General features: G+C 65.8%; 21 protein-coding genes and 1 pseudogene. 13 read left to right on the forward strand and 9 right to left on the reverse strand.

Features of this window, described 5'->3' with window-relative positions; genetic code table 11:
- Position 1 precedes the first annotated feature (1 nt).
- From ACVMB0_RS15095 to ACVMB0_RS15105, 3 genes are read right to left on the reverse strand one after another with little or no spacing between them, the layout of a single operon-like run.
- The gene (locus tag ACVMB0_RS15095) at positions 2 to 925 is read right to left on the reverse strand and encodes an FAD binding domain-containing protein (protein ID WP_461346762.1); all 924 of its coding nucleotides are present in this window, start codon (positions 923 to 925) and stop codon (positions 2 to 4) included.
- Entirely contained in the window at positions 922 to 3,603 is a 2,682-nt protein-coding gene (locus ACVMB0_RS15100) for a molybdopterin-dependent oxidoreductase (RefSeq protein WP_461346763.1), read from the reverse strand. Before ACVMB0_RS15100 ends, ACVMB0_RS15095 begins: the two co-directional genes overlap by 4 nt.
- A complete protein-coding gene (locus ACVMB0_RS15105; RefSeq protein ID WP_461346764.1) occupies positions 3,600 to 4,286 on the reverse strand; it encodes a TetR/AcrR family transcriptional regulator in 687 nt (228 codons plus the stop codon). The genes ACVMB0_RS15100 and ACVMB0_RS15105 overlap by 4 nt, the downstream gene beginning before the upstream one ends.
- 169 nt (positions 4,287 to 4,455) lie before the next feature.
- Here ACVMB0_RS15105 and ACVMB0_RS15110 point away from each other — a divergent pair, with 169 nt between their 5' ends.
- The 3 genes from ACVMB0_RS15110 to ACVMB0_RS15120 all read left to right on the forward strand — a co-directional run bounded on the left by ACVMB0_RS15110 (position 4,456) and on the right by ACVMB0_RS15120 (position 6,453).
- The gene (locus tag ACVMB0_RS15110; RefSeq protein ID WP_461346765.1) at positions 4,456 to 4,689 is read left to right on the forward strand and encodes a DUF6894 family protein; all 234 of its coding nucleotides are present in this window, start codon (positions 4,456 to 4,458) and stop codon (positions 4,687 to 4,689) included.
- 410 nt (positions 4,690 to 5,099) lie between these two features.
- On the forward strand, positions 5,100 to 6,263 hold the full coding sequence (locus ACVMB0_RS15115) for a PepSY-associated TM helix domain-containing protein (RefSeq protein ID WP_461346766.1): 1,164 nt from the start codon (positions 5,100 to 5,102) through the stop codon (positions 6,261 to 6,263).
- A gap of 7 nt (positions 6,264 to 6,270) precedes the next feature.
- Positions 6,271 to 6,453 carry a hypothetical protein gene (locus ACVMB0_RS15120; protein ID WP_456750096.1) on the forward strand — a complete coding sequence of 61 codons (183 nt, stop codon included), beginning with the start codon at positions 6,271 to 6,273 and terminating at the stop codon, positions 6,451 to 6,453.
- A gap of 73 nt (positions 6,454 to 6,526) precedes the next feature.
- Here the strand turns inward: ACVMB0_RS15120 and ACVMB0_RS15125 are convergent, their stop codons facing one another.
- A complete protein-coding gene (locus tag ACVMB0_RS15125; protein ID WP_461346767.1) occupies positions 6,527 to 7,324 on the reverse strand; it encodes an N-formylglutamate amidohydrolase in 798 nt (265 codons plus the stop codon).
- A 104-nt stretch (positions 7,325 to 7,428) separates the two neighbouring features.
- Between ACVMB0_RS15125 and ACVMB0_RS15130 the strand changes: the two genes are divergently transcribed.
- The 3 genes from ACVMB0_RS15130 (at position 7,429) to ACVMB0_RS15140 (ending at position 9,649) form a co-directional block, all read left to right on the forward strand.
- Entirely contained in the window at positions 7,429 to 8,331 is a 903-nt protein-coding gene (locus tag ACVMB0_RS15130) for a transglutaminase family protein (RefSeq protein ID WP_456750094.1), read from the forward strand.
- A gap of 2 nt (positions 8,332 to 8,333) precedes the next feature.
- Entirely contained in the window at positions 8,334 to 9,143 is an 810-nt protein-coding gene (locus ACVMB0_RS15135; protein WP_461346768.1) for a transglutaminase-like domain-containing protein, read from the forward strand.
- 107 nt (positions 9,144 to 9,250) lie between these two features.
- Positions 9,251 to 9,649: a gamma-glutamylcyclotransferase family protein gene (locus ACVMB0_RS15140; protein WP_461346769.1), complete on the forward strand. Its 399-nt coding sequence runs from the start codon at positions 9,251 to 9,253 to the stop codon at positions 9,647 to 9,649.
- Positions 9,650 to 9,754: 105 nt separating this feature from the next.
- On the opposite strand, the gene ACVMB0_RS15145 is transcribed toward ACVMB0_RS15140, so the two are convergent.
- Complete coding sequence (locus ACVMB0_RS15145; protein WP_461346770.1) at positions 9,755 to 10,309, reverse strand: chlorite dismutase family protein; 555 nt, start codon at positions 10,307 to 10,309, stop codon at positions 9,755 to 9,757.
- A gap of 199 nt (positions 10,310 to 10,508) precedes the next feature.
- On the opposite strand from ACVMB0_RS15145, the gene dnaG reads away from it, so the two are divergent.
- On the forward strand, positions 10,509 to 12,509 hold the full coding sequence (gene dnaG, locus ACVMB0_RS15150; protein WP_461346771.1) for a DNA primase: 2,001 nt from the start codon (positions 10,509 to 10,511) through the stop codon (positions 12,507 to 12,509).
- 260 nt (positions 12,510 to 12,769) lie between these two features.
- A pseudogene (gene rpoD / locus ACVMB0_RS15155) lies at positions 12,770 to 14,903 on the forward strand (RNA polymerase sigma factor RpoD).
- A 219-nt stretch (positions 14,904 to 15,122) separates the two neighbouring features.
- Here the strand turns inward: rpoD and ACVMB0_RS15160 are convergent.
- Together ACVMB0_RS15160 and ACVMB0_RS15165 are read right to left on the reverse strand one after the other, a co-directional pair.
- Complete coding sequence (locus ACVMB0_RS15160; protein ID WP_021077386.1) at positions 15,123 to 15,359, reverse strand: hypothetical protein; 237 nt, start codon at positions 15,357 to 15,359, stop codon at positions 15,123 to 15,125.
- Between the two features lie 161 nt (positions 15,360 to 15,520).
- Entirely contained in the window at positions 15,521 to 18,340 is a 2,820-nt protein-coding gene (locus ACVMB0_RS15165; protein ID WP_461346772.1) for a CHAT domain-containing protein, read from the reverse strand.
- On the opposite strand from ACVMB0_RS15165, the gene ACVMB0_RS15170 reads away from it, so the two are divergent.
- Positions 18,323 to 19,144, forward strand: a complete 822-nt coding sequence (locus tag ACVMB0_RS15170) for an ester cyclase (protein ID WP_461346773.1) — start codon at positions 18,323 to 18,325, stop codon at positions 19,142 to 19,144. The genes ACVMB0_RS15165 and ACVMB0_RS15170 overlap by 18 nt on opposite strands.
- 7 nt (positions 19,145 to 19,151) lie before the next feature.
- On the opposite strand, the gene ACVMB0_RS15175 is transcribed toward ACVMB0_RS15170, so the two are convergent.
- Complete coding sequence (locus ACVMB0_RS15175; RefSeq protein ID WP_461346774.1) at positions 19,152 to 19,358, reverse strand: hypothetical protein; 207 nt, start codon at positions 19,356 to 19,358, stop codon at positions 19,152 to 19,154.
- Between ACVMB0_RS15175 and ACVMB0_RS15180 the strand changes: the two genes are divergently transcribed.
- From ACVMB0_RS15180 to ACVMB0_RS15195, 4 genes are all read left to right on the forward strand, one after another.
- The gene (locus ACVMB0_RS15180) at positions 19,351 to 20,244 is read left to right on the forward strand and encodes a DUF4231 domain-containing protein (protein WP_461346775.1); all 894 of its coding nucleotides are present in this window, start codon (positions 19,351 to 19,353) and stop codon (positions 20,242 to 20,244) included. The genes ACVMB0_RS15175 and ACVMB0_RS15180 overlap by 8 nt on opposite strands.
- A 76-nt stretch (positions 20,245 to 20,320) precedes the next feature.
- On the forward strand, positions 20,321 to 21,241 hold the full coding sequence (locus ACVMB0_RS15185; RefSeq protein ID WP_461346776.1) for a DUF817 domain-containing protein: 921 nt from the start codon (positions 20,321 to 20,323) through the stop codon (positions 21,239 to 21,241).
- Positions 21,242 to 21,335: 94 nt separating this feature from the next.
- Positions 21,336 to 22,142, forward strand: coding sequence for a lytic murein transglycosylase (locus tag ACVMB0_RS15190; protein WP_456796690.1), 807 nt, complete (start codon positions 21,336 to 21,338; stop codon positions 22,140 to 22,142).
- Between the two features lie 211 nt (positions 22,143 to 22,353).
- The gene (locus ACVMB0_RS15195; RefSeq protein WP_456750080.1) at positions 22,354 to 23,202 is read left to right on the forward strand and encodes an FRG domain-containing protein; all 849 of its coding nucleotides are present in this window, start codon (positions 22,354 to 22,356) and stop codon (positions 23,200 to 23,202) included.
- Between the two features lie 326 nt (positions 23,203 to 23,528).
- Here the strand turns inward: ACVMB0_RS15195 and ACVMB0_RS15200 are convergent, their stop codons facing one another.
- A complete protein-coding gene (locus ACVMB0_RS15200) occupies positions 23,529 to 24,383 on the reverse strand; it encodes an SDR family NAD(P)-dependent oxidoreductase (RefSeq protein ID WP_461346777.1) in 855 nt (284 codons plus the stop codon).
- Positions 24,384 to 24,413 lie beyond the last annotated feature (30 nt).

Consider the following 24,413-nt stretch of genomic DNA (forward strand, 5'->3'; position numbering starts at 1 on the left):
GCTACGCTGCGATCCGTTCGACGACGTCGCGCACCAGGCCCGTCAGCAGCTCGAGCTTGTAGCCGGTCATCGGCAGCGGCTTGGCTCCCGAGATCGCAAGCTCGGCGGCTTGCGCGGCACTCGCCGCATTGGCCGGCTTTCCCTGTAGCGCCGCCTCACTTGCGGTGAGACGCAGCGGCACCGGCGCGATGCCGCCCGCGGTGATGTAAACCTGCTGGAACATGCCGCCTGAAACCACCGCCCGCACGCAGATCTCCACCAGCGGCCATTCCGCATAGGAGCGGCTGATGGCGCGCTTGTAGAGCGCGCGCTCGCCGGCCAGCGGAGTAGGCAGCTCGATCCGCTCGATCCGTTCGCCCGACGCGAGCAGATTGTCTGTCGTGCCGTTGCTGCCGTCGCCGAGCAAGTCGGTGATCGACAATCGGCTACGCTGGTCCGTGACGATCTTCGCATCATAGGCCAGGAGCGCCGTCGCCATCGTCGATGGATGCGGCGCCACGCACGGGCCGAGATCGAACGCGACGTGATAGAGGTGGTTGCCCGATCGCGCCGGGCAGTCGGAGCCTCCCTTCTTGAGACAGCCGATCTGCGGATTGCGGAAATACCAGCAGCGCGAGCGCTGCGCGAGGTTGCCGCCGAGTGTCGCCATGTGCCGGATCTGCGGCGTCGCGAGGCCCTGCGCACTTGCGGCGATGCCGGGATAGGCCTGGGCAAGCCGCGTGTCGGACGCGATCGCCGCGATCGCGGTCAGGGCGCCGATGCGCGCCGCGCCGTCGGCGCCCCACGCGATCCCGATCGTCTCGGGACCGGCGGTGAGGTCGATCACCGTACCGCACGACACGCCGCTGCGGCGGCGTTCCGACAGGTCGGTGCCGGCGGCGCGGAATTCGGGCGCGCTGATGACTTCTGCGGTTGCGGCGCTCATGCAGCGTTCCTCCCTTTCAGCGCGGCGAGGATGCGGTCGGGCCGGATCGGAATCTCGGTGAGGCGGACGCCGATCGCGTCGTGGATGGCATTGGCGACGGCGGCCGAGGTCGGCACCGTCGAGGCCTCGCCGATGCCGACGCTGTTGCCGAGCACATGGTCGAAGCCGGCTTCGTCGAAATGCACGTCGATTTCGGGCGTGTCGGCGATGCCCGGGATACGGTAATCCTCCATGCCGGCGGTCAGCACGTCGCCGCTGTTCGGATCGAGCTCGCGCGCCTCATACAGCGCGTAGCCGAGGCCCTGGATCACCGCGCCGCAGGCCTGGCTGCGCGCCAGCGCGGGCGACGCGATCTTGCCGACCGCAATGCCGGTGTGGACGTTGAGCACGCGGACATGGCCGAGCCAGGTGTCGACCTCGACCTCGATCACCTGCACCGAACTCGGCACGCCGGCGCCGACCGCGATGTTGGAGGAGCGCCGCATCATCCAGCCGAACACGATGCCGATCAGGCCGAGCTCGCGCAGCGGCGAGCGGATGCCGGGCGCGGTGTTCTTGCCGTCCTCGCCGCGCGCCTCGGTCACCGCGATGTCGGGCGAGCGCGCGATCAGCTCGCGCCACGGCGCGTTCGAGCCGGGCGCGGGCTTTCGTGTGGCCTGCTCGAGGATCGCGGCCTTCAGCTTGCGCACCGCGTGCAAGGTCGGCGGCATCACCGACGCGGTGACGCGGCTGCCGCCGGAGCCGGGCCCTTCGGGCAGCGATGAATCGCCGATCCGCACATCGATATCGGAGGGCTCGAGATCGAACTCGCGCGCGATGGTGTCGGCAAGGATGCTGCGGGTGCCGGTGCCGATGTCCTGCGTCGCGGTGCTGGCGACGATGCGGCCGCCCTTGACCGCGACCTCGACCTTCACATTGGGCTGCCAGAGATAGAGCCAATAGCCGGTCGCGACTCCGATGCCGCGGCGATAGCGGCCGGTCTGCGATGGTTTGCGATTGCGCCAGATCTCGAGCCCGGAGGCCCAGTCGTAGAGCCGCTGACGGTTGGGATCGGGGTCCCAGCGCTTGCGCAGCGCGATTGGGTCGACCTTGAGCCGCAGCGCGGCCTCGTCGATCGATTGCTCGACCGCGAACGCCATCGGCGGACCGCCGGGGCCGCGGAAGGCGGCGCCGGGGGGCAGATTGCTGATGACGTCGAAATCCGAAAGATCCTTGGCCTCGGCCGGATAGATCAGCCGCGCCAGGCCCGCGATGGTCGAGTTGGTCGCGGCGCCCGTGTCGGCATGTGCGGTCACGGAGAGTGCTTTCAGCTTGCCCTCATCGGAAGGGAGCAGCGCGACCTTCAGTTCGGCGGCCGGCCGATAGCCAGCGACCGAGAGCTCCTCCTGCCGATCGTAGGCGACGCGCACCGGCGCTTTCGCCGCGCGCGCCAGCTCGATCGCGGCGATCGTCTCGGTACCGAGGCTCGACTTCGATCCGAAACCGCCGCCGACGTGATCGGCGATCACGCGGACCTTGTCGTGATCGAGCTTGTAGCGTTTTGCGATCTGCTCCTTGAGATGAAACACCTGCTGGGTCGAGGCGTGCAGGGTCAGCCGGTCGCCGTCGAAGCGCGCCACTGCGGCGTGCGGCTCGAGGCAGGCATGCTGCTGCGTGGCGGTGCGGAAGGTCGCTTCGACCAGCAGCCTGTTGCTCGCCTGGCGCGCCTCATCCACCCAGCTGCGCGCCTTCTTGGCGCGGGTCGAGAACACCGCGGTCGGGCCACGGATGTTCTGCTTCCACGGCGCCGGCCCGCCGGCCGCTTCCGAGACGTTGCCGGCGCGCTTGCGGCTCGCTTTGTCGAACACCACCGGCGCGCCGTCCTTGCGTCCGGCGTCGAGCCCGACCACCGCGGGCAGCTTTTCGCAAGTCAGCTTGATCGCGGCGAGCGCTGCCAGCGCGGCCTCGCGATCGCTCGCTGCGACCGCCGCAATCGGCTCGCCGACATAGCGCACGATCTTGTCGTCGCCGAGCAGCGACACCGCGGTGACGCCGGCGAGCGCCCGTGCCGGTGCGAGATCGAGTGCGGTGATGCGCGCATGCGCCTCGCGCGAGCGCAGGATCAGGCCTTCGAGCTGGCCGTCATGCTTGACGTCGACGGTGTATTTCGCCGCGCCCGTCACCTTGTCGCGCGCTTCGATGCGGGGTGCTGCGACATTGTCGCCGTCGAAGCGTCCGGCGCAGGCATCCGCCACCGCGCGGAAGATCCCGTCATAGGCGCCGCAGCGGCAGAGATGGCCCGACAGCGCCGCGCCGATCTCCTCGCGCGACGGCACGGCCGTGCCCCGGGTTGCGCGCCATTGATCGCAGAACGCGACGGATTCCACGATGAAGCCCGGCGTGCAGAAGCCGCATTGCAGGGCGTCATGCGCCATGAACGCCTTCTGCACCGGATGCAGCCCGGCGGCACCGATGCCTTCCACTGTCGTCACCGCTTTGCCGGCGGCGGCCTGCGCCGGCATCAGGCAGCTTGTGACCGGCGCGCCATCGACCAGCACGGTGCAGGCGCCGCAGACGCCGGCGCCGCACACCAGCTTGGTGCCGGTGAGTTTGAGCTGGTCGCGCACGATGTCGATCAGGAGCGCGTCGGGATCGTCAGGCAGGGATTCGACGCGGCCGTTGACGGTCGTCGTGGTCATGACTGTCCTCCGATTATCCTGCGTGTCGGCTTGTTGCGGATTGCCGCCTTCCTGGCGGGCGGCTGTTGTGATTTCGACGAGGATTTTGTCTCGGATCTCGGCACAGCGCCGGCGCAGAGCGTCCGCACCATGATCGCCATGTCCTTCAGGAACGCATCGGCCGGCTGCATCGCCGGATATTGCGACTTCGCGGCGTGCATCGACATTTCGACCAGCCGCGCGAATTCCGCCGGCGACAGCCGCTGCGGCAGCACAAGCTGCTGCTTGCGCACGACCCGCGCGATGGTGGCGGCCATGCGCTCCGCATGGCGCGCGGCATAGGTCTGGTAGAGGTCGCGCGCGTGCACCAGGTGCTCGGAATACAATTCCTCGATATGCGGCGAGCCGTCCAGCGAGGCGATCATGGTCGAGATCCGCGCGGTCAGGCCCGCGGCGAGGATGTCGCCGAGATCGCCGCCCGCTGCCTCCGCTGCGGCGACGGTGCTGTCCTCGGCCGCGATGGCGCTCTCATGCACGCGCTCGATCACGGCGCGGAACAGCGCCTCCTTGGATTCGAAATGGTGATAGAGCGCCTGCCGCGTCAGGCCGGCCGCCTCGGCGACCTGCTCGATCGAGGAGCGGCGGAAGCCGTGCCGGCGGAAAACCAGCATGGTGGCATCGAGAATCCGGGTTTTCGGTTCCATTTGACGATTTTGACAATTTCAGGAGAACCGTCAAATCGCGATTTGGTGAGGGAGCGCCCGCGCCGCCCGAGCCTGTGTGAGCGGCGTCACGGATGGTCGCGCGCCGGCTGCGTAAAGCTTCGTCATGCGAGGGCGAGCCCGATCGCCCGGCGCTTGCGAGGATACGGACATGACACAGGTCTATTTCCATTGCTCGAATACGCGCGGCGTGCTGATGGATCGCCGCGGCACGTCGGTGGCCAGCCTCTCCGAGGCCTACGAGGCGGCGACCTGCATGATGCGCTCGCTGGTTGCGACGGACAGTCTGGAAGATTGGCGCGATTGGGCCGTGCATGTCAGCGACGAGGACGGCGAGGAGATCGTGATCCTGCCGTTTGCATTCGTTCTCGGCACGCCGCACTGAGGGCGGGCCATGCCCGTCGTTGCAGCCGTCATTGTCATCTCTTCGCCGCTGCATGAATGCGATCACGGCCGGCTGGCGCAATTTGATCGCGCGAGTTCGCGATCCCTACCGGCCCGAGCTGCACTACATGCGCGGGCCTGGCCCCAAATGGCATGCGAAGCATCCCGTTCAGGCTGTGCTGGTTGGTTGATGCAGACCCGATCGCGTCGATTCGATTTAGAACGCTCCTAAGAAATCGCGCCGACAGCCGAGGCGCATCGTCGCAGTTCCCCGCAATTCTCGTTGCGCGATCGCAACACGATTGCCGATAAGCCCCACACTGGACGAGTTCTAATCGCCGCGCGGCTGCGCGCGTCGTTCATCGTGTTAGTGACGGCAGCAATGGAGACTTTGGAATTCAGGTAACGAAATTGACTGCGACGACCAAATCCCTGCGGCGATGGGGCGCCGTCCACAAATGGACCAGCCTGATCTGCACCTTGTTCATGCTGCTGTTGTGCATCACCGGCCTGCCGCTGATCTTCCACGACGAGATCGACGATCTTCTGCACAGTTCGGTCAAGCCGGCCGAGGTGCCGGCCGGCACGCCGCCGGCCAATCTCGACCATCTGCTCGCCAACGCGCTGGCGCGGGCGCCGGGCAAGGTGCCGCATTTCCTGATCTGGGATCGCGACGAGCCCGGCGCGATCTGGGTCAGCGTCGGTCCGACGATCGACGCCGATCCGACCAACAATTTGCTGGTCCGGATGGACACCCATAGCGGCGCCTATCTCGATTCGCCCGATGTCACCGGCCGCTTCACCTACATCATGCTGAAGCTGCACACCGACATGTTCGCGGGCCTGCCGGGGAAACTGTTCCTCGGCTTTATGGGAATCCTGTTCTGTGTCGCGATCATTTCCGGCATCGTGGTCTATGCGCCGTCGATGCGGAAGCTGCGCTTCGGCACCTACCGCGCAAAACGGACCCGCGTCGTGCGCTGGCTCGACGTCCACAATCTCGCCGGCATCCTGCTGGTGGCCTGGACGCTGGTGGTCGGCTTCACCGGTGTCATCAACACCTGGGCCGATCTCGTGCTCAAGATGTGGCAATTCGGCCAGCTCGCCGAAATGACCGCGCAGTACAAGGACCGGCCGGTGCCCTCGAAGCTGACCTCGCTGAACGGCGCGGTCGAGGTGGCGCGGCATGCGGTGCCCGGCATGACGCCGAGCTTCGTCGCCTTCCCGGGAACGCTGTTCAGCAGCAAGAGCCACTATGCGGTGTTCCTCCACGGCGATACGCCGCTGACCTCGCGACTGCTGAAGCCGGCTTTGATCGATGCCGAAACCGGGACGCTGACCGACAGCCGCGACATGCCCTGGTATGTCTCGACGCTGTATATTTCGCAGCCGCTGCATTTCGGCGATTACGGCGGCATGCCGCTGAAGATCGTGTGGGCACTGCTCGACATCCTCACCATCTTCATCCTGGTGACCGGCGTGTATCTATGGATGCGCCGGCGCCGGGCAGGCGTCAGCCAGGAGCGCGCCATCGCCAACGCAGCGTCGATCGACAGCCCCGCACTCATGTCGTGACGTCCGCATGCTCGCACATCGCTCATTGACCCGGATCTTCGCCGCACCGCTCGTGATCGCGATCGTGAGCACGGTCGGACTGATCAGCGCGCTGGTCGGCGACGGCTGGTGGGATGCCGTCTCCTGGGCCGCGCTCGGCCTGCCTGTGCTGCTCTATCTCGTGTTCATCTGGCGGCGCCGGCCGAACTGAAGCTCGCATCTTACGATGCGATCCGACCTCTCCCCGCACGCGGGGCGAGGTGAAGCGGAGTCCGTTCGACGTTCTAGATCAGCGCTTCCGCGCGCAACGTCATTTCGATCTCGCCGAGGATGCGCGCCAGCCGCTCGGCCCATGCGGTTTCGCCGGCCTGGTCGGAGATCAGGTCCTGGCGGATTTCGATCCCCGAATTCATCAGGCCGCGCTGCTCGCCATGCACCGGGATCGTGTAGTCGGTCTCGTCGCTGACCGCATAGGGCTCGTTGTCGCCGACCACGAGATCGGCCTCGCTGCGCAGATGCTTCAGCAGCAGCGGCGGCAGCGCCTTGTCGTGGTGATACAGCGTGCCGATGTGCCAGGGCCGCGCGATGCCGGCATAGACCGGCGTGAAGCTGTGCAGCGACACCAGCACCGTCGGCATGCCCTGGCGCGTGCGCGCGTCGATGATCTCGTCGATGCGCGCGTGATAGGGATCGAAGATCTGCGCGCGGCGCAACTCCGCGGCCTCGCGCGACAGGCCTTCATTGCCGGGCACCGTGGTGGCTTCGCTGATCAGCGGCACCGAGCTTGCGACCTGCGGCGGGCGGTTGCAGTCGATCACGAGCCGCGAATAGCGCTGTGCGATCAAATGCGCGCCGAGCAGGTCGGAGAGCTGGGTTGCGACGCCGGCGATGCCGATGTCCCAGGCGATGTGCCGGACCAACTCGGTTTCGGGCAGACCGAGATCGCCGAGCGGGGAGGGAATCAGCCTGCCGAAGTGATCGCAGGTGAATAGGAACGGTGAGCGGCCGGCAGCATTACGTTCAAGAACCGGTGAGACATCGGTGCTTGCGAGCAACAGAGATGAACCACCACCGTAATTCACGGGCCTTTTTCCTCAACTTTGCCTATTCAAGCGGCATGCTGGTCTGGAATCGAGCAGCTTTCTCTATAGATTATACTGTCCGGAATCACGATGATTGTTTGAAGATGCCGCTGCTGACTATCCATCACAAGACCGTTTATCGCTATGCGCGCCCGGTGGCGTTCGGCGAACACCGCATCATGCTGCGCCCCCGCGACGGCCATGATCTGCGCGTGCTCGACAGCGCGCTTGTGATCGATCCGCAGCCGATGTCGCTGCGCTGGATCCACGACGTGTTCGGCAACAGCGTCGCGATCGCCTCCTTCGACGAGCGCGCCGACACGCTGTCCTTTGTCTCGACCGCGACGGTGGAGCACAATCCGGCCGACACGTTCGCGCTGACGCCGGACGACCCTGCGTACTTCTATCCGTTCCTCTACGACGATGAGGAATTCCCCGATCTGCAGCAGTTCATCACGCCGCAATATGGCGACCCGAACGGCGAGCTGTCGGCCTGGGCGCGGAGCTTCCTCGATGTCGAGGCGCCGACGCTGACTTTCAAGATCCTCAGCGACATGACCCATGGCATTCGCGAGGCGTTCAGCTATCGCAAGCGCTACGAGCAGGGCACCCAGCATCCGCTCGACACGCTGCGCACGAAGTCCGGCACCTGCCGCGACTATGCGCTGTTCATGATCGAGGCGCTGCGCCGGCTCGGCATCGCCGCGCGCTTCGTCTCCGGCTATCTCGCGATGCCGCCCGGCAGCGCGCATGGCTATGTCGGCGGCGGCTCGACCCACGCCTGGGTGCAGGTCTATCTGCCGAGTGCGGGCTGGATCGAATTCGATCCGACCAACGGCATCGTCGGCACGCGCGATCTGATCCGCGTCGCGGTGGCGCGCGATCCGCGCCAGGCGGTCCCGCTGCATGGCGTCTATCTCGGTGCCGCGGATGCATTCCTGGCGATGGACGTCGACATCAAGGTGGTGTCGGTCGGCGAGAGCGTGACGGAGCAGGAGACAGCCTGACGATGCAGATCAAGGTCGGCTTCGAGATCACCTACACGGCGGCGCAGCCGACCCCGATGGTGATCATGCTGTCGATCCATCCGTCGCGCTATGCCGACGTCGTCGGCACCGAGCGCATCTCGACCGAGCCGGATGTTCCGATCGGGCTTTATCGCGACGGTTTCGGCAATGTCTGCGGCCGTCTGGTCGCCCCTAGCGGTGGCGTCACCTTCCGCGGCAGCGCGCTGGTGCGCGATTCCGGACTGCCTGACGTCGTCAATCCGGCGGCCCAGCAGATTCCGATCGAGCAATTGCCCGACGACATGCTGCTCTATCTGATGCCGAGCCGCTATTGCGAAACCGACAAGCTGACCGACATCGCCTGGTCGCTGTTCGGCAATACGCCGCCGGGCTGGGCGCGGGTGCTGGCGATCACCGATTTCGTGCATCACCACGTGACGTTCGGCTACCAGCACGCCCATCACATGAAGTCGGCGCATGACGTCTATGAAAGCCGCGCCGGCGTCTGCCGCGACTTCGCGCATCTGGCGCTCACCTTCTGCCGCTGCATGGGCATTCCGGCGCGCTACTGCACCGGTTATCTCGGCGACATCGGGGTGCCGCCGGATCCCGCGCCGATGGATTTTTCCGGCTGGTTCGAGGTCTATCTGTCCGGCCAGTGGTACACCTTCGATGCCCGCCACAATGTGCCGCGGATCGGCCGCATCCTGATGGCGACCGGCCGCGACGCCGCCGACGTCGCGCTGACCACGAGCTTCGGCCGCATGACGCTGGCGAAGTTTGTGGTGGTGACGGATGAGGTGGTGGCCTAGCGTCGTTGGCCTTTTTCTGTCATTCCGGGGCGGTGCGCAGCATCTAACCTGGAATCTCGAGATTCCGGGTTCGCGTCTGCGACGCGCCCCGGAATGACCAGGTATCGATGACCTCCAACCTTCTTTTCGTCTACGGCACGTTGATGCGCGGCTTCGACCATCCGATGGCGAAGCTGCTCGCGGGCAATGCCGAATTTCTTGGATCAGCACAGTGCCGCGGCCGGCTCTATCTGGTGAAGCATTATCCGGGCCTCGTCGTGTCGGACGATCCCGCCGACATCGTGCACGGTGAATTGTTCCGCCTGCGCGAGCCTGAGGCCATGCTGCGCGAATTCGACATGTATGAAGCTTGCGGCGACGGCTTTCCGCCGCCGACCGAATATCTCCGCGAGCTGCTCACGGTCACGCTCGCCGACGGCAGCGTGCGCGAGGCGTGGACCTATCTCTACAATTGGCCGGTCGTCGAGCTGCCGCGGATCGCGTCGGGAAAATTCCTGGAGCACTAAAGCGCGATGTGATTTGGTTGAGTCATCATCGCGCTTTGGCTTCTTATTTGAGCATGGTCTTTCGGAAAACCGCTTCGCACTTTTCCGGATCGTGCTCTCGCTGCTTCAGATTTCCCGCTCGACGCGGATGTCGACCTCGCGCTCGACAAAACTCCATTCCTCGGTCGCGCGCAGCATGCCGACCAACTCGTCGAACAGGGTGACATGGTCGGGCGCGAACTCGAACCAGGTCAGGAAGTCGAACGGCATGCCGAGGTCGCGGGCGTGAAACAGCTGGCGGGCGATGGCGGGAAGGAATTTCATTGTGCCCGAGATGTGGTGCGACTTGTCCTCGAAGATCTTGCGCCGCTCTTCCTGCGTCAGCTCCCACCACGCCGCGGATTTCCGGATCGGGATCAGCGCCGCGTGCGTCGCCTCGCTGCGGCCGAGCCCGGCCTGCACGGCGGTGAGCTTCTCGCGCTCTTCCTTCTCGGTGTAGCGCAGATTGCTGACGACGCCGGCGAGCCGCCAGGAGGTCTGCGCCGGCAACAGCGGCAGCGCGATCGACTCGCTCGCAACGATTGACAGCGCCGCGACCTTCGGCAGCGTCTCGCCCTTCACCCGCGCGATGGAGGTGACTTGCCAGCCGCCGCTTTGCCCGCCTCTGAATGTCGTGAACATGGCCTATCCAATCCCGGAAGCGGGGAGGGGGCAAGGTGGCTGAAACGTCTCTCCACCGAGGAATCCGGGGTAGCCCGGTGGGCGTCAGGGCCTGTGAATAGGTCGGAAAAATCCTACATTCTTCGTCCAATGGGCGGATGCCCCTATATGGCTAGCCGGTTGACGTGCGACTCACCGGATACCACGCTAAAACCGACCCATGCGTTTCACGCCCGAATTCCTCGATGAACTGCGCGCCCGGCTTCCGGTCTCGGAAGTCGTGGGCCGGCGCGTCAAGCTGAAGAAGGCCGGACGGGAGTGGAAGGGGCTGTCGCCGTTCCAGCAGGAGAAGACGCCGTCGTTCTTCGTCAACGACCAGAAGCAGGCCTGGTTCGACTTCTCGTCCGGGCTGAACGGCAACATCTTCGACTTCCTGATGAAGACCGAGGGCGTCACGTTTCCCGAAGCGGTGGAGCGCCTCGCCGCGATGGCGGGTGTTCCGCTGCCGGCCGTGACGCCCGATGCGGCACGGCACGAACAGCATCGCCGCACCCTGTACGACGTCATGGAACTGGCGACCAAGTTCTTCGCCGATACGCTGGCCTCGCGCCACGGCGCCAAGGCGCGCGGCTATCTCGCCGACCGCAGCATCTCGCCGGCGACCCAGCTCCAGTTCCGGATGGGTTATGCGCCGCCGGATCGTTTCGCACTGAAGGAGCACCTCGGCGCGCAGGGCATTTCCACCGAGGACATGGTTGAAGCGGGGCTTCTGGTGTCCGGCGAGGACAAGCCGGTGCCGTTCGATCGCTTCCGCGACCGCGTCATGTTTCCGATCACGGATGGCCGCGGCCGCGTTATCGCGTTCGGCGGCCGCGCGCTGGAGAAGGACGTTCCGGCCAAGTACCTGAACTCGCCGGAAACCACGCTGTTTCACAAGGGCGACAATCTCTACAACCTGTTCACCGCGCGGCAGGCCGCGCATGACGGCGCTCAGCTGATCGTCGTCGAAGGCTATGTCGACGTCATCGCGATGGTGACGTCAGGCTTTCCTGGCGCCGTCGCGCCGCTCGGCACCGCGCTGACCGAGAACCAGCTCGCGCTGCTCTGGAAGATGGTCGACGAGCCGATCCTCTGCTTCGACGGCGACCGTGCCGGCCAGAAGGCGGCGTATCGTGCTGCGGACCTCGCCCTGCCGCAGCTCAAGCCCGGCAAGAGCCTGCGCATCGCGCTGCTGCCGGAAGGGCAGGACCCCGACGATCTCGCCCGCTCCGGCGGTCGTGCCGCGATCGAGGAGGTGATCTCGGTCGCGCGTCCGCTCGCCGACCTGATCTGGTCGCGCGAGATCGAGGGCGGCAATTTCGATACGCCCGAACGCCGCGCAGCGCTGGAGGCGCGGATCGGCGAGCTCACCAATGGCATCCGCGACGAGGTGGTGCGGCGCTATTACCGGCAGGACTTGCAGCAGCGGCTGCAACGCAGCTTCGCCCCGGAAGGCGGTCGTGGCGGTTACGGCCGCGGCGGCTATGGCCGGGGCAATTTCGGCGGCGGCCGCGGCGGCGAATCACCCCGCGCCTTTGCCCCCCGTGGCCCGGCCCAGGGCGGGCGGTTCGCGCCCAAAGGGGCCGCACCGGCCCTTTCCCGTGGACCCTATCAGGCCGCGAGCCCCCAGCTCGCCAACAGCCCGATCATGCGCGGCCAGCGCAGCGCGATCTCCCGCCGCGAGGCGCTGATCCTGCAATCGCTGATCAACCACCCCTGGCTGCTGCACGATCATCTCGAGGAGGTGGCGGCGCTGGAGCTCGCCCATCCCGAAGCCCACAAGCTCAGGGCCGCCATTATCGCGGCCTTTGCCCACGATCATCACCACTCCCCGGACGCCGAGGAGCAGGCCGAGAAGATGCGGGCCGACCTCGAAGCAGGCGGATTATCTCAGATTCTTCAAAGGGTTGAACGGGCGATCACAACCCAGGCGGTGTGGGGCGCACAGATTGGCACGGCACGCGAGGATGTTTTATCGACCTGGCGTCAACTGGTTGCCTTGCATCAGAAAACCCACGCCTTACTTAGGGAAAGAAAAGATGCGGAAGCGGCTTTGGCTGAAGACTCCAGCGAGGCCAATCTGGCATGGTTGCAGGATATCCAGGCCCGGATGGCAGAAGCCGACGGCACCGAAGCCCTGATTGAAGGGTTCGGCGAATTATCGGGGCCGGTTCCAGCGTAATGTCTGATAACAAAAATGCTGCGGACGGCGCCGGCCGCACCCGCAAAAAGACTCGCCAAATCCATGGTTTGGCTGCAAAAACAGGGTTAAGCGAAACTTAATAGCCTCGCGGCTATTCAAGATTGGAAACCGTCGAGACGGATGACAGGGGTGGCGAGGTCTTGCGCCGCCCTTTGTGCGTCGAGAGAGTAAATCTAGATATCATGCCGATGTGTGCGCGTGGCGCCATTTTGCATGACCGCGTTTCGGGAGCTTAGTGAATGGCCACCAAGGCAAAGACGCTGCAGGTTAAGGACAAGGAAAAAGACGACAAGGCAGCGGATGCTCCTGAGAAGGATTCCGCTGACGCGCCGTCGCCGTTGCTCGACCTGTCGGATGCCGCGGTGAAGAAGATGATCAAGCAGGCCAAGAAGCGCGGCTTCGTGACCTTCGATCAGCTCAACGAAGTGCTGCCCTCCGACACGACGTCGCCCGAACAGATCGAAAGACATCATGTCGATGCTCTCAGACATGGGCATCAACGTCACTGAGGCCGACGATAGCGAAGGCGAGGACGAGAAGGACGACGGCGACGACGAGACCGACAACGAGCTCGTCGAGGTCACGCAGAAGGCCGTCACCGAGGTCAAAAAGTCGGAGCCGGGCGAGCGCACCGACGATCCCGTGCGCATGTATCTGCGCGAGATGGGCACGGTGGAATTGCTCTCCCGCGAAGGCGAAATCGCAATCGCAAAGCGCATCGAGGCCGGCCGCGAGGCGATGATCGCGGGCCTGTGCGAAAGCCCGCTGACCTTCCAGGCCATCATCATCTGGCGCGACGAGCTCAACGAAGGCAAGATCTTCCTCCGCGATATCATCGATCTCGAAGCCACCTATGCCGGTCCGGAATCGAAAGGCGGTATCAATCCGAACCTGATCGGCAACAACGGCGCCGAGGGCGCCGCTGCCGAAGGCAATGGCAACGGCGCTGACGCAGCCGCGCCGGCCCATGTCGCGCCGCCCGCCGCGCCGCCGTCGCCGACCCCGTTCCGCGCCGCGCCGGCCGGTGGCGAAGCCGGCGGCGAGGAGAAGGATCCCGCCGAGGCCGCCGCCGAAGGCGACATGGACGACGACGAGTTCGAGAACCAGATGTCGCTCGCGGCCATCGAGGCCGAGCTGAAGCCGAAGGTGGTCGAGACCTTCGACAAGATCGCATCCGAGTACAAGAAGCTGCGGCGCCTGCAGGAACAGGACATCGCCAACCAGCTGCAGAGCGAGTCACTGTCGCCCTCGCAGGAGCGCAAGTACAAGAAGCTGAAGGACGAGATCATCGTCGAGGTGAAGTCGCTGCGCCTCAACCAGGCCCGCATCGATTCGCTGGTCGAGCAGCTCTACGACATCAACAAGAAGCTGGTTTCGTTCGAGGGCCGCCTGCTGCGCCTCGGCGACAGCCACGGCGTCGCCCGCGAGGACTTTTTGCGCAACTATCAGGGGTCCGAACTTGACCCCCGCTGGCTCAACCGTGTCTCGAAGCTCTCGGCCAAGGGCTGGAAGAACTTCGTCCATCACGAGAAGGACCGCATCAAGGACCTGCGCCACGAGATCCAGTCGCTGGCGGCGCTCACCGGGCTCGAGATCGGCGAATTCCGCAAGATCGTGCACGGCGTGCAGAAGGGCGAGCGCGAGGCCCGTCAGGCCAAGAAGGAGATGGTGGAAGCCAACCTCCGTCTCGTGATCTCGATCGCCAAGAAATACACCAACCGCGGCTTGCAGTTCCTCGACCTGATCCAGGAAGGCAATATCGGCCTGATGAAGGCGGTCGACAAGTTCGAGTACCGCCGCGGCTACAAGTTCTCGACCTACGCCACCTGGTGGATCCGGCAGGCGATCACCCGTTCGATCGCCGACCAGGCGCGCACCATCCGCATCCCCGTGCACATGATCGAGACGATCAACAAGATCGTCCGCACCTCGCGCCAGATGCTGAACGAGATCGGCCGCGAGCCGACCCCGGAAGAGCTCGCCGAGAAGCTCGGCATGCCGCTGGAGAAGGTCCGCAAGGTCCTCAAGATCGCCAAGGAGCCGCTGTCGCTCGAAACGCCGGTGGGTGACGAAGAGGATTCGCATCTCGGCGATTTCATCGAGGACAAGAACGCGATCCTGCCGATCGATGCGGCGATCCAGTCCAATCTGCGCGAGACCACGACGCGCGTCTTGGCCTCGCTCACGCCGCGCGAAGAGCGCGTGCTGCGCATGCGCTTCGGCATCGGCATGAACACCGACCACACGCTGGAAGAGGTCGGCCAGCAGTTCTCGGTGACAAGAGAGCGCATCCGCCAGATCGAAGCCAAGGCGCTGCGCAAGCTGAAGCACCCATCAAGGTCGCGCAAGCTGCGGAGCTTCCTCGATAACTAAGTCGATCGGTATTCATCGAAACAAGAACGGCGGGCCCAGGCCCGCCGTTTTGTTTTGTAGGGTTCGTCATTCCGGGGCGGCGCGTAGCGCCGAGCCCGGAATCCATTCTACCGCGAAACGCGCGGCCCGATGGATTCCGGGCTCGCGCTTTGCGCGCCCCGGAATGACGAAAGAAATGGCGATCGGCGATGACCGAATGGGTGGTCGGTTCGCGTCACGCTACTTCTTCTTCGCCCCAACCCGCTCGATGGACTTGATCTCGAGCGGCGGGCGGCCGCCCTTTTCGGCGATCTCGCGGTCCTGGTCGCGCAGGAAGGCGCGCACCGGCTCGTCGCCGTCGAGCCCGCCCAACAGCTCCGAGGGCACGCGGCGGTTGGAGCGCTGCGAGCCGTCTTCATAGAAGACGTTGAAGAAGGCGAATTCGCCTTTGGGATTGGTCCCGGGTTTTTTCGGCATGCGCGGCTTGTCCTCGATCAGTGCGCCGCTGTCAAAGCAAATCGGCCGTGCCGGCGCGCCGGTCTGCCCTGCGCGCCGAAACCCTTGCGTAACGGGGGAGCGCAATTCGGCTTGGCATGCCCTCCCGGCAGCCGTCCGTACATGTAAATTTGATGACGTCCTCAGCCCTCGAACAGCACGAATGCCGCCCACACGCTGGCGTCGGCCGCACCCGCGACCTTGCCGTCGCGCGCATCGCGTCGGGTCTGGCGCAGCGCATCGGAATAGGTCAGGCCTTCGGCTAGGTGCTCGTAGAAGCGCACGGTGAAGTTCGCGGTGCCTTCGTCGGCGACCGGCCACAGCGTCAGCAGCGCGCGGCGCACGCCTGCGATGCCGAGCGCGGTCGGCAGGCCGCGCAGGCCGCTGACGAAACTCTCGTCGCCGCGGCCGGTCTCGCAGGCCGACAGCACCAGGAGATCGAGTCCGGACAGGTCCCAGTCCATCACCTCGAAGGCGTAGAGATAGCCGTCCTTGTCGTCGCGCAGCGGCCAGCGGCTGTCGCCGGCGCCCGACAGCACGATCCCGCTCTGCCACAGCGTATCGAGGCCGGACGCGGTGCTGTCGTGATAGAAGCCGTGCGTCGCCAGATGCGCGATGCGCACCCTTCCGATCGCCTGGCGCAGCGCGGCTTCGCTGACGCCTTGCCCGGTCATCATCTCGACCGGCGCGCCGCGGGCGCGGGCGAGCTTGGCGATCGCCTCGATCTCGGTCTTCGTGCCGGGTAGCGGCATCGGACCCGGCACGCCGTATTCGATGCCGCCGGCGAGCAGCATTGCGCCGGTCCTGTCGAGCGTCTCGCGCGCATGGATCGCGATCAGCGCGTCGGGGCTGGTCAGCATCCGGATCGTGGTGCGGTCCTCCAGCAAGCCGCCATCGGCGCCCGGCAGCAGCGCGAACGGCACGGCAAACAGGAAACCGTCCGGCACCACATAGAGCGTGGTCTTGTCCTTCAGCAGCGGCTCCAGCGGCGCCAGCAGCCGCGCGCGAAGAGTCTGGAAGCGGCCCTTGGCGTCGGGCGCCTTGCTATCGGTTGCCTTGTTGTCGGCATCAGCCACGCTGGCCCGCGTCGAGCGCAGCCGCGCGATCTCGGTGCGCACGCCGGTGTCGACCATCCGGCCGGGATCGCCGAGATCGACCACGCGCGGCTCGCTCATTGCGGTCTCGACGATGGCGTAGAGCACGGTCGCCGCCAGTGGCTCCTTCGCTTGCCGGTCCGCCTTCCACTGCCGGGTGATGAAGTAGTTGACCACGGCCTCCTGCGGTCCGAGCAGCCGCGATGGCCGGATCGGATCCTGCGGCAGCTTCACGCCGATCGCATCGAGCCGCTTGTTGAGCGCCTTCTCGGCCGCGTCCTGCCGCCCCCACACCGACCGCGCCCAGTCGTCGAGATTGCCCGACGAGAACAGCTCCTGCTTCTCGCCATTGAGCCGCAGCGCCGCGCGCAGCAGCGTCGCGGTCTCTTCGTCCTTGCCGGCCATTTGCGTCTCGAGCTGGCGCAGCGCCGTGGCGTCGCCGCCACCGAGCGTCTTCCAGCGCAGCACGGCGGCGGCAAACGCCGGCTGCGCCACCGACGAGCCGGCGCCGGTGGCGAAGCGGCCGAATGCGAACAAGAGATGGTCGGCATGGGCGCGGATCGCCTCCGCGACGGCGCGATCGCCCGCGGTGCCGACCTCGCGCTTCATCCAGTCGAACATCTCGCGGTCGAGCGCGGTGAAGGCCTGCACCGCGCGGTTCGGATCGGTCGCGATCAGGGCGGTCGCGATGCCGAGCTTGATCTCGAAGCTCAGCGGATGCTGCGCGGTGAAGGCCCTGGTTGAGATCGCAAGCGCCGTCTCGCGCAGCCGCATGCCCGCGTCCGGCTCGCCGCGCTGCTCGTGCTGGCCGGCGGCCAGCACCGCAGCCTTGATGCGCAGGAAGTCCGCAAAGTTCTCCTCATTGGCGACGATCGCCTCCAGCCGCGCCAGGTCGGCCTGTGACATCGCGGCGTCGCTGGCCGCGAGCATGTCGGTGTAGAGCAGCCAGGCGTCGGCCTGTCCGGCGAAGCTCGGATCCTTCGGCGCCATTGCGACCGCGATCGCGCGGTGGCGGCGGAAATAGCGGCGGGCGTCGTCGAAGCGGCTGAGGTTGAGGAAGTCCTGCCCGGCGTTGTTGACCGTCACCAGCGTGTTGAGATGGTTCTCGCCGTAACGCTTGACGCGCTTCTCGATCGCGAACAGATCGAGCTCCAGCGCCTTCGCCGGCGCCCCGATCTCGCGCAGCATGTCGGCATAATTGTTGGCGAGCTTTGCGGTGGTGCGATGGTCGGGCCCCAGCGCCTTCTCCGAGCGCTCGAAATTGTGCCGGCCCAGATTGGTCGCCGACGCCGCCGAGCCGTTGGTCGACAGCGCCACCGCGAGCTTGTCGCTGGCGATCAGCGATTCCTCGGAGCCTTCGCCCCAAGTGGCGTTGAAGGCCGCGATCGCCTTCATGTAGAGCGGAACGGCCTCCGCGATCCGGGCGTGGTCGGACAGCAGGATGGCGTACATCAGGAGCAGGTCGGCATTGCCCGGCGGCGATTGCGCGGATGCCTTGCCCTGGAACGCGCGCACGAACAGTTTTTCGGCGAGATCGTCGCGCTTGACCGCGCGCAGCGTGGCGGTCGCGTTGAAATATTGCTCCATGACGAACTGCGCGTCGTCGAGCCTGTCTGCGGCGTCGAGCGCGGCAACGAGCTGGGCATAGCCGGTATCGATCTTGCCGCCGCGTGTCAGCGCGATGGCGTTCTTCATCTGCGCGGCGATCGCCTGCACGTTGGCGGCAGCTTGCGCCGGCGCCTGTTTGGCGCGCGCGTCCTGCGCCGCGGCGTTCTCGATCGGTCCGGTCACGGCGGCGCCGAACGCAAGCATCAGGCCGATCGCCGCGGCGGCCGCGCGCGGGCGTGTGAAATGTCCGGCTATATTCATCCGCAGCGTATCCCCCATCATGGTGCGCGTCTCGGGGCGCATTGCCCGTGGAAGACGCCCGGTCGGCGCAGCCACCGATTAGCTGCGCCGATTGACCCGAGCAAGACGCGGCAGGCTGCGCGATCGTTGCGAAACCGGCCGGCGGCCCGTTCATCTTGGTCGCGGCCGGCGACGTCCGCGTTCACCCGGCGCTCTGCTGGTCGGTTGTATGCCAGCGACGCCGCTGCTTCGGATGATGGTACCGGCAGCGGCGCGGCGGGCGCCTCGCGAAAGCGCGCGGCGATCGAAATACGACGGATTTCTGACCATCGTCACTTGCGCCATCGCGCCCGATTCGCGTATGAGGCGCATCTTTCCTCTTCTGCAACTTTCTTTTTTTTGAGAAGCCGATCGATGTCCAACGTCACCCTCGAGGCCAACAAGGCGCTCGTGCTCGCGCATCATGATGCGGTGACCAACCGCCTCGATCCCGATGCGATCCGCGCGCAGCTGGCGTCCGACTTCTTTGACCACGCGGCGGGCAAGCGGATGAGCGCCGAAGAGGTGATCGCGCATGCGGCCGCCATGCATGAGACATTCGCCGAGCTGTCGGCGGTGGCCGAATGCCTGGTCGCCGAGCGCGACATCGTCGCCGGCCGGTTCGTCTGGCGCGGCCGCCACCGCAGCCCGTGGCGCGGCATCGCCTCGACCGGCCGTCACGTCGAGTTTCGCGGCATGACGTTCTGGCGGATCCGCGACGGCAAGATCTCCGAGCGCTGGGCGGAGATCGACTTCGTCGATCTGGAGCGCCAGCTCAGGGACTGAGCTTTCGTCACCCTCTTCCTGTCCTGTCGTGGAGCAACAGCGGCCGGTTTTGACCGGACGGATCGTTGACGCGCGTGATCGGCGCCATCGATTTCATGTCGCGCTCGTCTTGACCAAGGGTTGCTGTTGAATGAGAATAAACCTCTGGATTGCTCAATGATATTTCGAAACGGGCATCGATTTGCTCGTGTCCGAGGATATTTGCGATGGCCATACTGGAAACGATTGCGAACCGCCAGGCGCAGTGGTCGGAGACCGCAAACCAGCTGAAATCGACTATCGACCGGGCGCGCAAGTCGGCCTTCGCGCTGTCGTCGCTCGGTGCGATCCTGGCGGCGGTGGCCAGCCAGCTGCCAGACCACACGACGGCGCCGCGCACCACTGTCGCGATCGCAGGCGCGGTCAGCCTCGCCCTCGCGACCTTCTTCACCCAGCGTCTGCTCGGCGCCGATCGGATATCGGCCTGGGTGCGCGTGCGCGCGATCTCCGAGCGCCTGAAGCGCGAGGCCTATCGCTTTGCCGCAAGTGCTGCGCCCTATGACGACCCGGCCAGGGCGGACGCGCTGCTCGATGAGGAAGGGCGAAAGATCGAGGCCGATGGTGAGGACCTGCTGCCGCAGCTGGTGCGCGCCACGAAGCAGGGCTCGGTGCCGCGCGCGAGCCTGGAGCAGGACCAGTATATCAAGCAGCGCGTGCAGGGGCCCATCGCGTGGTTCACCGAAAGGGCCGACAGCAATCAGGTCGTCGCATCGTGGCTGCGGCGCGTCGAATTCGCGCTCGCCGCGCTGGCGACCCTGCTGACGGCGATTGCCGGCGTCGAGGCGAAGCCCGTGATCGCGGGCGTTCCGTTCGACATTGTCGCCTTCACGGCGGTGCTGACCACGCTCGGAGGCGCGGTGCTCGCCCACATCGAAGCCTCGCGCTACGATTTCCTGGTGACCGCCTATCGCGCCACGGCGCGGCGGCTCGAGGACGCCAACAATCGGCGACCCGCCTCGTGGTCCGACTTCGTCAACGAATGCGAGAACATCCTCGCGACAGAGAACACCTCCTGGATCGCCAAGTTCACCGGCAAGACCGAGGCGAAGCCGGGCGGGTGACGGCCCGCGCGCGGTTGGGCAAAATCTGCACAACTCCGCCGCGCTCCGACCGTGATCCCCCGCCATCGTCGGTGGCATGCATCACAGGCTGACAGGTCACGCCAAACCGATCGCGAGCGCCGCGGCCAACTGGCCGCCGCTGCGCCGCTTCATCGCCGCCGAACATCGCCTCGGCCTGGTGATGGCGCAGCGGCGATGTTCGGCGGCGCTTTACGAATTCGTGCGGTTCGGCGTGAAGCAGGCCTGGGCCTGCCTGTTCGGCGGCATCGCGGTGGCGCTGATGATCGGCACCTGGCGCTTCTATCCACAGGATGCGCCGCTTGCGCGCTACGACTTCCTGTTTGTTTCAATGCTCGCCGTCCAGGTCGCGCTGCTGGCCGGACGGCTCGAGACCTGGGAGGAGGCGCGGGTCATCCTGATCTACCATGTCGTCGGCACCGCGATGGAGCTCTTCAAGACCTCGGTCGGCTCCTGGATCTATCCGGAGCCCAGCATCTTCCACGTCGGCGGCGTGCCGCTGTTCTCGGGCTTCATGTATTCCTGCATCGGCAGCTATATCTGCCGCTGCTGGCGGCTGTTCGATTTCCGCTTTGTCCGGCATCCGCGCCGTCTCGCCCTGATCGCCCTCAGCGTCGCGATCTATGTCAACTTCTTCAGCCATCACTACATCGTCGATCTGCGGTGGCTGCTGTTCGGCTGGGCGATCCGGCTGTTCGGCCGCACCCGCATCCATTTCAAGGTCTGGACCGGCTATCGCGCCATGCCGCTGCTGCTCGGCCTCGTGCTGGTGGCGCTGTTCATCTGGTTTACCGAAAACATCGGCACCTTCACCAGGACCTGGCTCTATCCCTCGCAGCGGCTCGGCTGGTCGATGGTCGGACTCGACAAGCTCGGCTCGTGGTTTCTGCTCGTGATCGTCAGCTATACGCTGGTGAGCCTGGTCAATGCGCCGCTTGCGTGGAGGGGGCGTGGGTGCAGGTGCCGGGCGGCGGGATGACGCGGTCGCGGGTGGAATGTCGGTGCCGACGCTTTGACTGCCTCGTTTGCTCCATGGCATGATCGGCCATTCGAAGCAGGAGAGGGATGTTTGCATGCTCAGGTGTCGTTTGGCGGTTGTGTTCGGCGCCTTGCTGCTTGCCACCCCTTCCTACGCCGCCCGCTGCGGCGGCAGTTTTCCGGCCTTCGTGCAGGCGTTCTCGCAGGAGGCGGCCGCGGCCGGTATCCAGCAGGACGTGATCTCGCAGGCGCTCGGCGGGGTGCAGCAGGATGGCGGCGTGCTCGCCTTCGATCGGCGGCAGCGCTACACCTTCAACAAGACCTTCGAGCAGTATGTCGCAACCCGCGTCGGCTCCGGGCGCATCAATGGCGGCCGCGCCATGTTGCAGCGTCATGCCGCGCTGTTGTCGAAGATCGAGCAGCAATACGGCGTGCCGCGCCAGATCCTGGTCGCGATCTGGGGGCTGGAGACCGATTTCGGCAAGGGCGACATGGGCAAGCTGCCGGTGTTCCGGGTGCTTGCCACGCTGGCGCATGATTGCCGGCGGACCGATCTGTTCCAGGGCGAGCTGCTCGCCGCGCTCAAGATCCTGCAGCGCGGCGATCTCCGTCTCAACGACATGATCGGCGCCTATGCCGGCGAGATCGGCCAGACCCAATTCCTGCCGTCGTCCTACATCAAATATGGCGTCGATTTCGACGGCGACGGCCATGTCGATCTGCGCCACTCGGTGCCCGACGTGCTGGCCTCGACCGCCAATCTGCTGCACGCGAACGGCTTCAAGATGGGCGCGCCCTATGGCGAAGGCAGCGCGAATTTCGAAGCGATGCGCGAGTGGAACAGGGCGGTGATCTATCGCAAGACTATCGGGTATTTCGCCGATCAGCTCGTGGGGCGGTGACCGCCTTGCGGTCATCCCGGGGCGCGCCTCGGCGCGAACCCGGGATCTCGAGCCGCATATTCGGTGTCATTCCCCGATGCGTAATTGCGTATCTGAGGGCGCGCGCAGCGCGAGCCCGGAATCCATCGACCCGCATAACCTGCTGAGAAATGGATTCCGGGCTCTCGCTGCGCGAGCCCCGGAATGACGCGGTGAGAATGAGCGACGTCCCATGGAAACCATCGGCAGCCAAAAGATCTGGTCGTTCTTCGACCGCCGCGGATGCCAGGTCGCGAGGAATTCGGCGGTGCGCCAGGGGCCGGGGCATCGCGTCGGCTCCTATCTCGAGCTCGCCACCAAGATCGCCGAGCTGCAATTCCTCAACCGCGACCATGTGCTGCTGTTTCGCGGCCAGGGCGCGGATCACCGCAATATCAAGAACAACTCGTCGCTGAAGCCGACGCTGTTCCGCGGCGGCCGCGGCAACCCGGACCGCGCCACGCTGGCTGAGCGGTTCGAGGCCCTGCGCCGGGCCGAGCAGATCCTGATCGCCGACTACGCCAAGGCAAAGCTGCTCGGGCTGGAGCGGCTGAAGCGGCATCGCATCCTGCGCTGGTCGATCCTGCAGCATTACGAGGTCTGCACCACGCCGCTGCTCGACGTCACCCATTCGATCCGGATCGCCGCCTCCTTTGCCTCGCTGGCGGAGACCGGCGCCGCCTTCCTCTATGTGCTCGGCGTGCCGAACCTGAGCGGCGCGATCACCGCGAGCGCCGAGGCCGGGTTGCAGATCGTGCGGCTCTCCAGCGTGTGCCCGCCGGCGGCGGTGCGGCCGCATATCCAGGAGGGCTATCTGCTCGGCGAGTACCCCGAGATATCCGGCACCGACGAGCGGGAAAACTATTTCCCCTACGAGATGGATTTCGGCCGGCGGCTGGTGGCGAAATTCTCGTTCGCGCCGGCGTCGTTCTGGAAGAACGACAATTTCCCGCAGGTGACGCGAAGCGCGTTGTATCCGTCGCAGAACAGCGATCCGCTGTTTCGGCTGGCGCTCGGGGTGAAGAAGCAGTTGGGCGGGTGAACAGTGCCAGGCGTGGCTCATTGAACGCGCCACAGACTCGGTGTTGTCCCGGGCTTGACCCGGGACCCATAACCACAGGGTTGTGTTGTTGAAGCGAGCTGTGGTCCCAGCAATGCGCCACAATGGCCCGCTGTGGTCATGGGTCCCTGCCTTCGCCGGGACGACGAGCAGGGAGCGCGCGCTCATTCACGGCTGTCATCGCCCGGCTCGACCGGGCGATCCAGTACGCCGCGGCCTTTCGATTCAAGCACGGACGTCTCTGGAATACTGGATCACCCGCTTTAGCGGGTGATGACATCACATTATCTCGCGGCGCCGTCATGCGTTCATTTCGCATCCCCCGCCAGCTTCGCCGTCGCCTTCTCGATCTGCCGTTGCAGCACCTTCCAATAGGTACCGGGGCGGAAGCGCTGCAGCAGGTCCATGAAGCGGGCGTCGTTGCCGATCAGGATGCGCGGCTGGTTCTTTTCGATGCCGGTGATGATGCGCTGCGCGGCGGCGGTCGGCGTGGTCCTGGCCAACGCCTCGAAACGCTCGATCGACTGGACGCGGCGGGCATTGTCGGTGACACCGGCCCCGGTGCGCGAGTTGCGCGCGATGTTGGTGGCGACGCCGCCGGGATGCACCACGGAGAGCTTGATCGGGCTGTTCGCCACCGCAAGCTCGTGGCGCAGGCTCTCCGAGAAGCCGCGCACCGCGAACTTGGCCGCGCAATAGGCGCTCTGGCCGGGCGGGGCGATGATGCCGAAGATCGAAGAGACGTTGACGATATGCGCCTCGCGCTGCCGCGAAAGCAGCGGCAGGAAGGCGCGGGTGCCGTGCACCACGCCCCAGAAATTGATGTTGAACAGCCACTCCATCTGCGCCTGGCCGATCTCGTCGAACTGGCCGAGCAGCGCGACGCCGGCATTGTTGACGACGATGTTGAGCGTGGGGTGCGCGGCGCCGGCGGCTTGTGCGAACGCGGCGATCTCTTCGGGCTCGCTGACGTCGAGCCGATGCACCGTGACCTTGCGGGAGCTCACCTTGGCGATCTCGGCGGCGGTGGCCTGCAGGCCGGCCTCGTCGCGGTCGGCGATCGCGAGGTCACAACCGCGCAGCGCGAGTTCATGCGCGAGCGCGCGGCCGATGCCGCTGGCGGCCCCGGTCACGGCGGCGGCGGATCCAGAGATCGCGGTCATGTCAGGTCGGCTCCATCTGAACAAGGGGGG

It is taken from the genome of Bradyrhizobium sp. USDA 4451 (genome assembly GCF_054822585.1).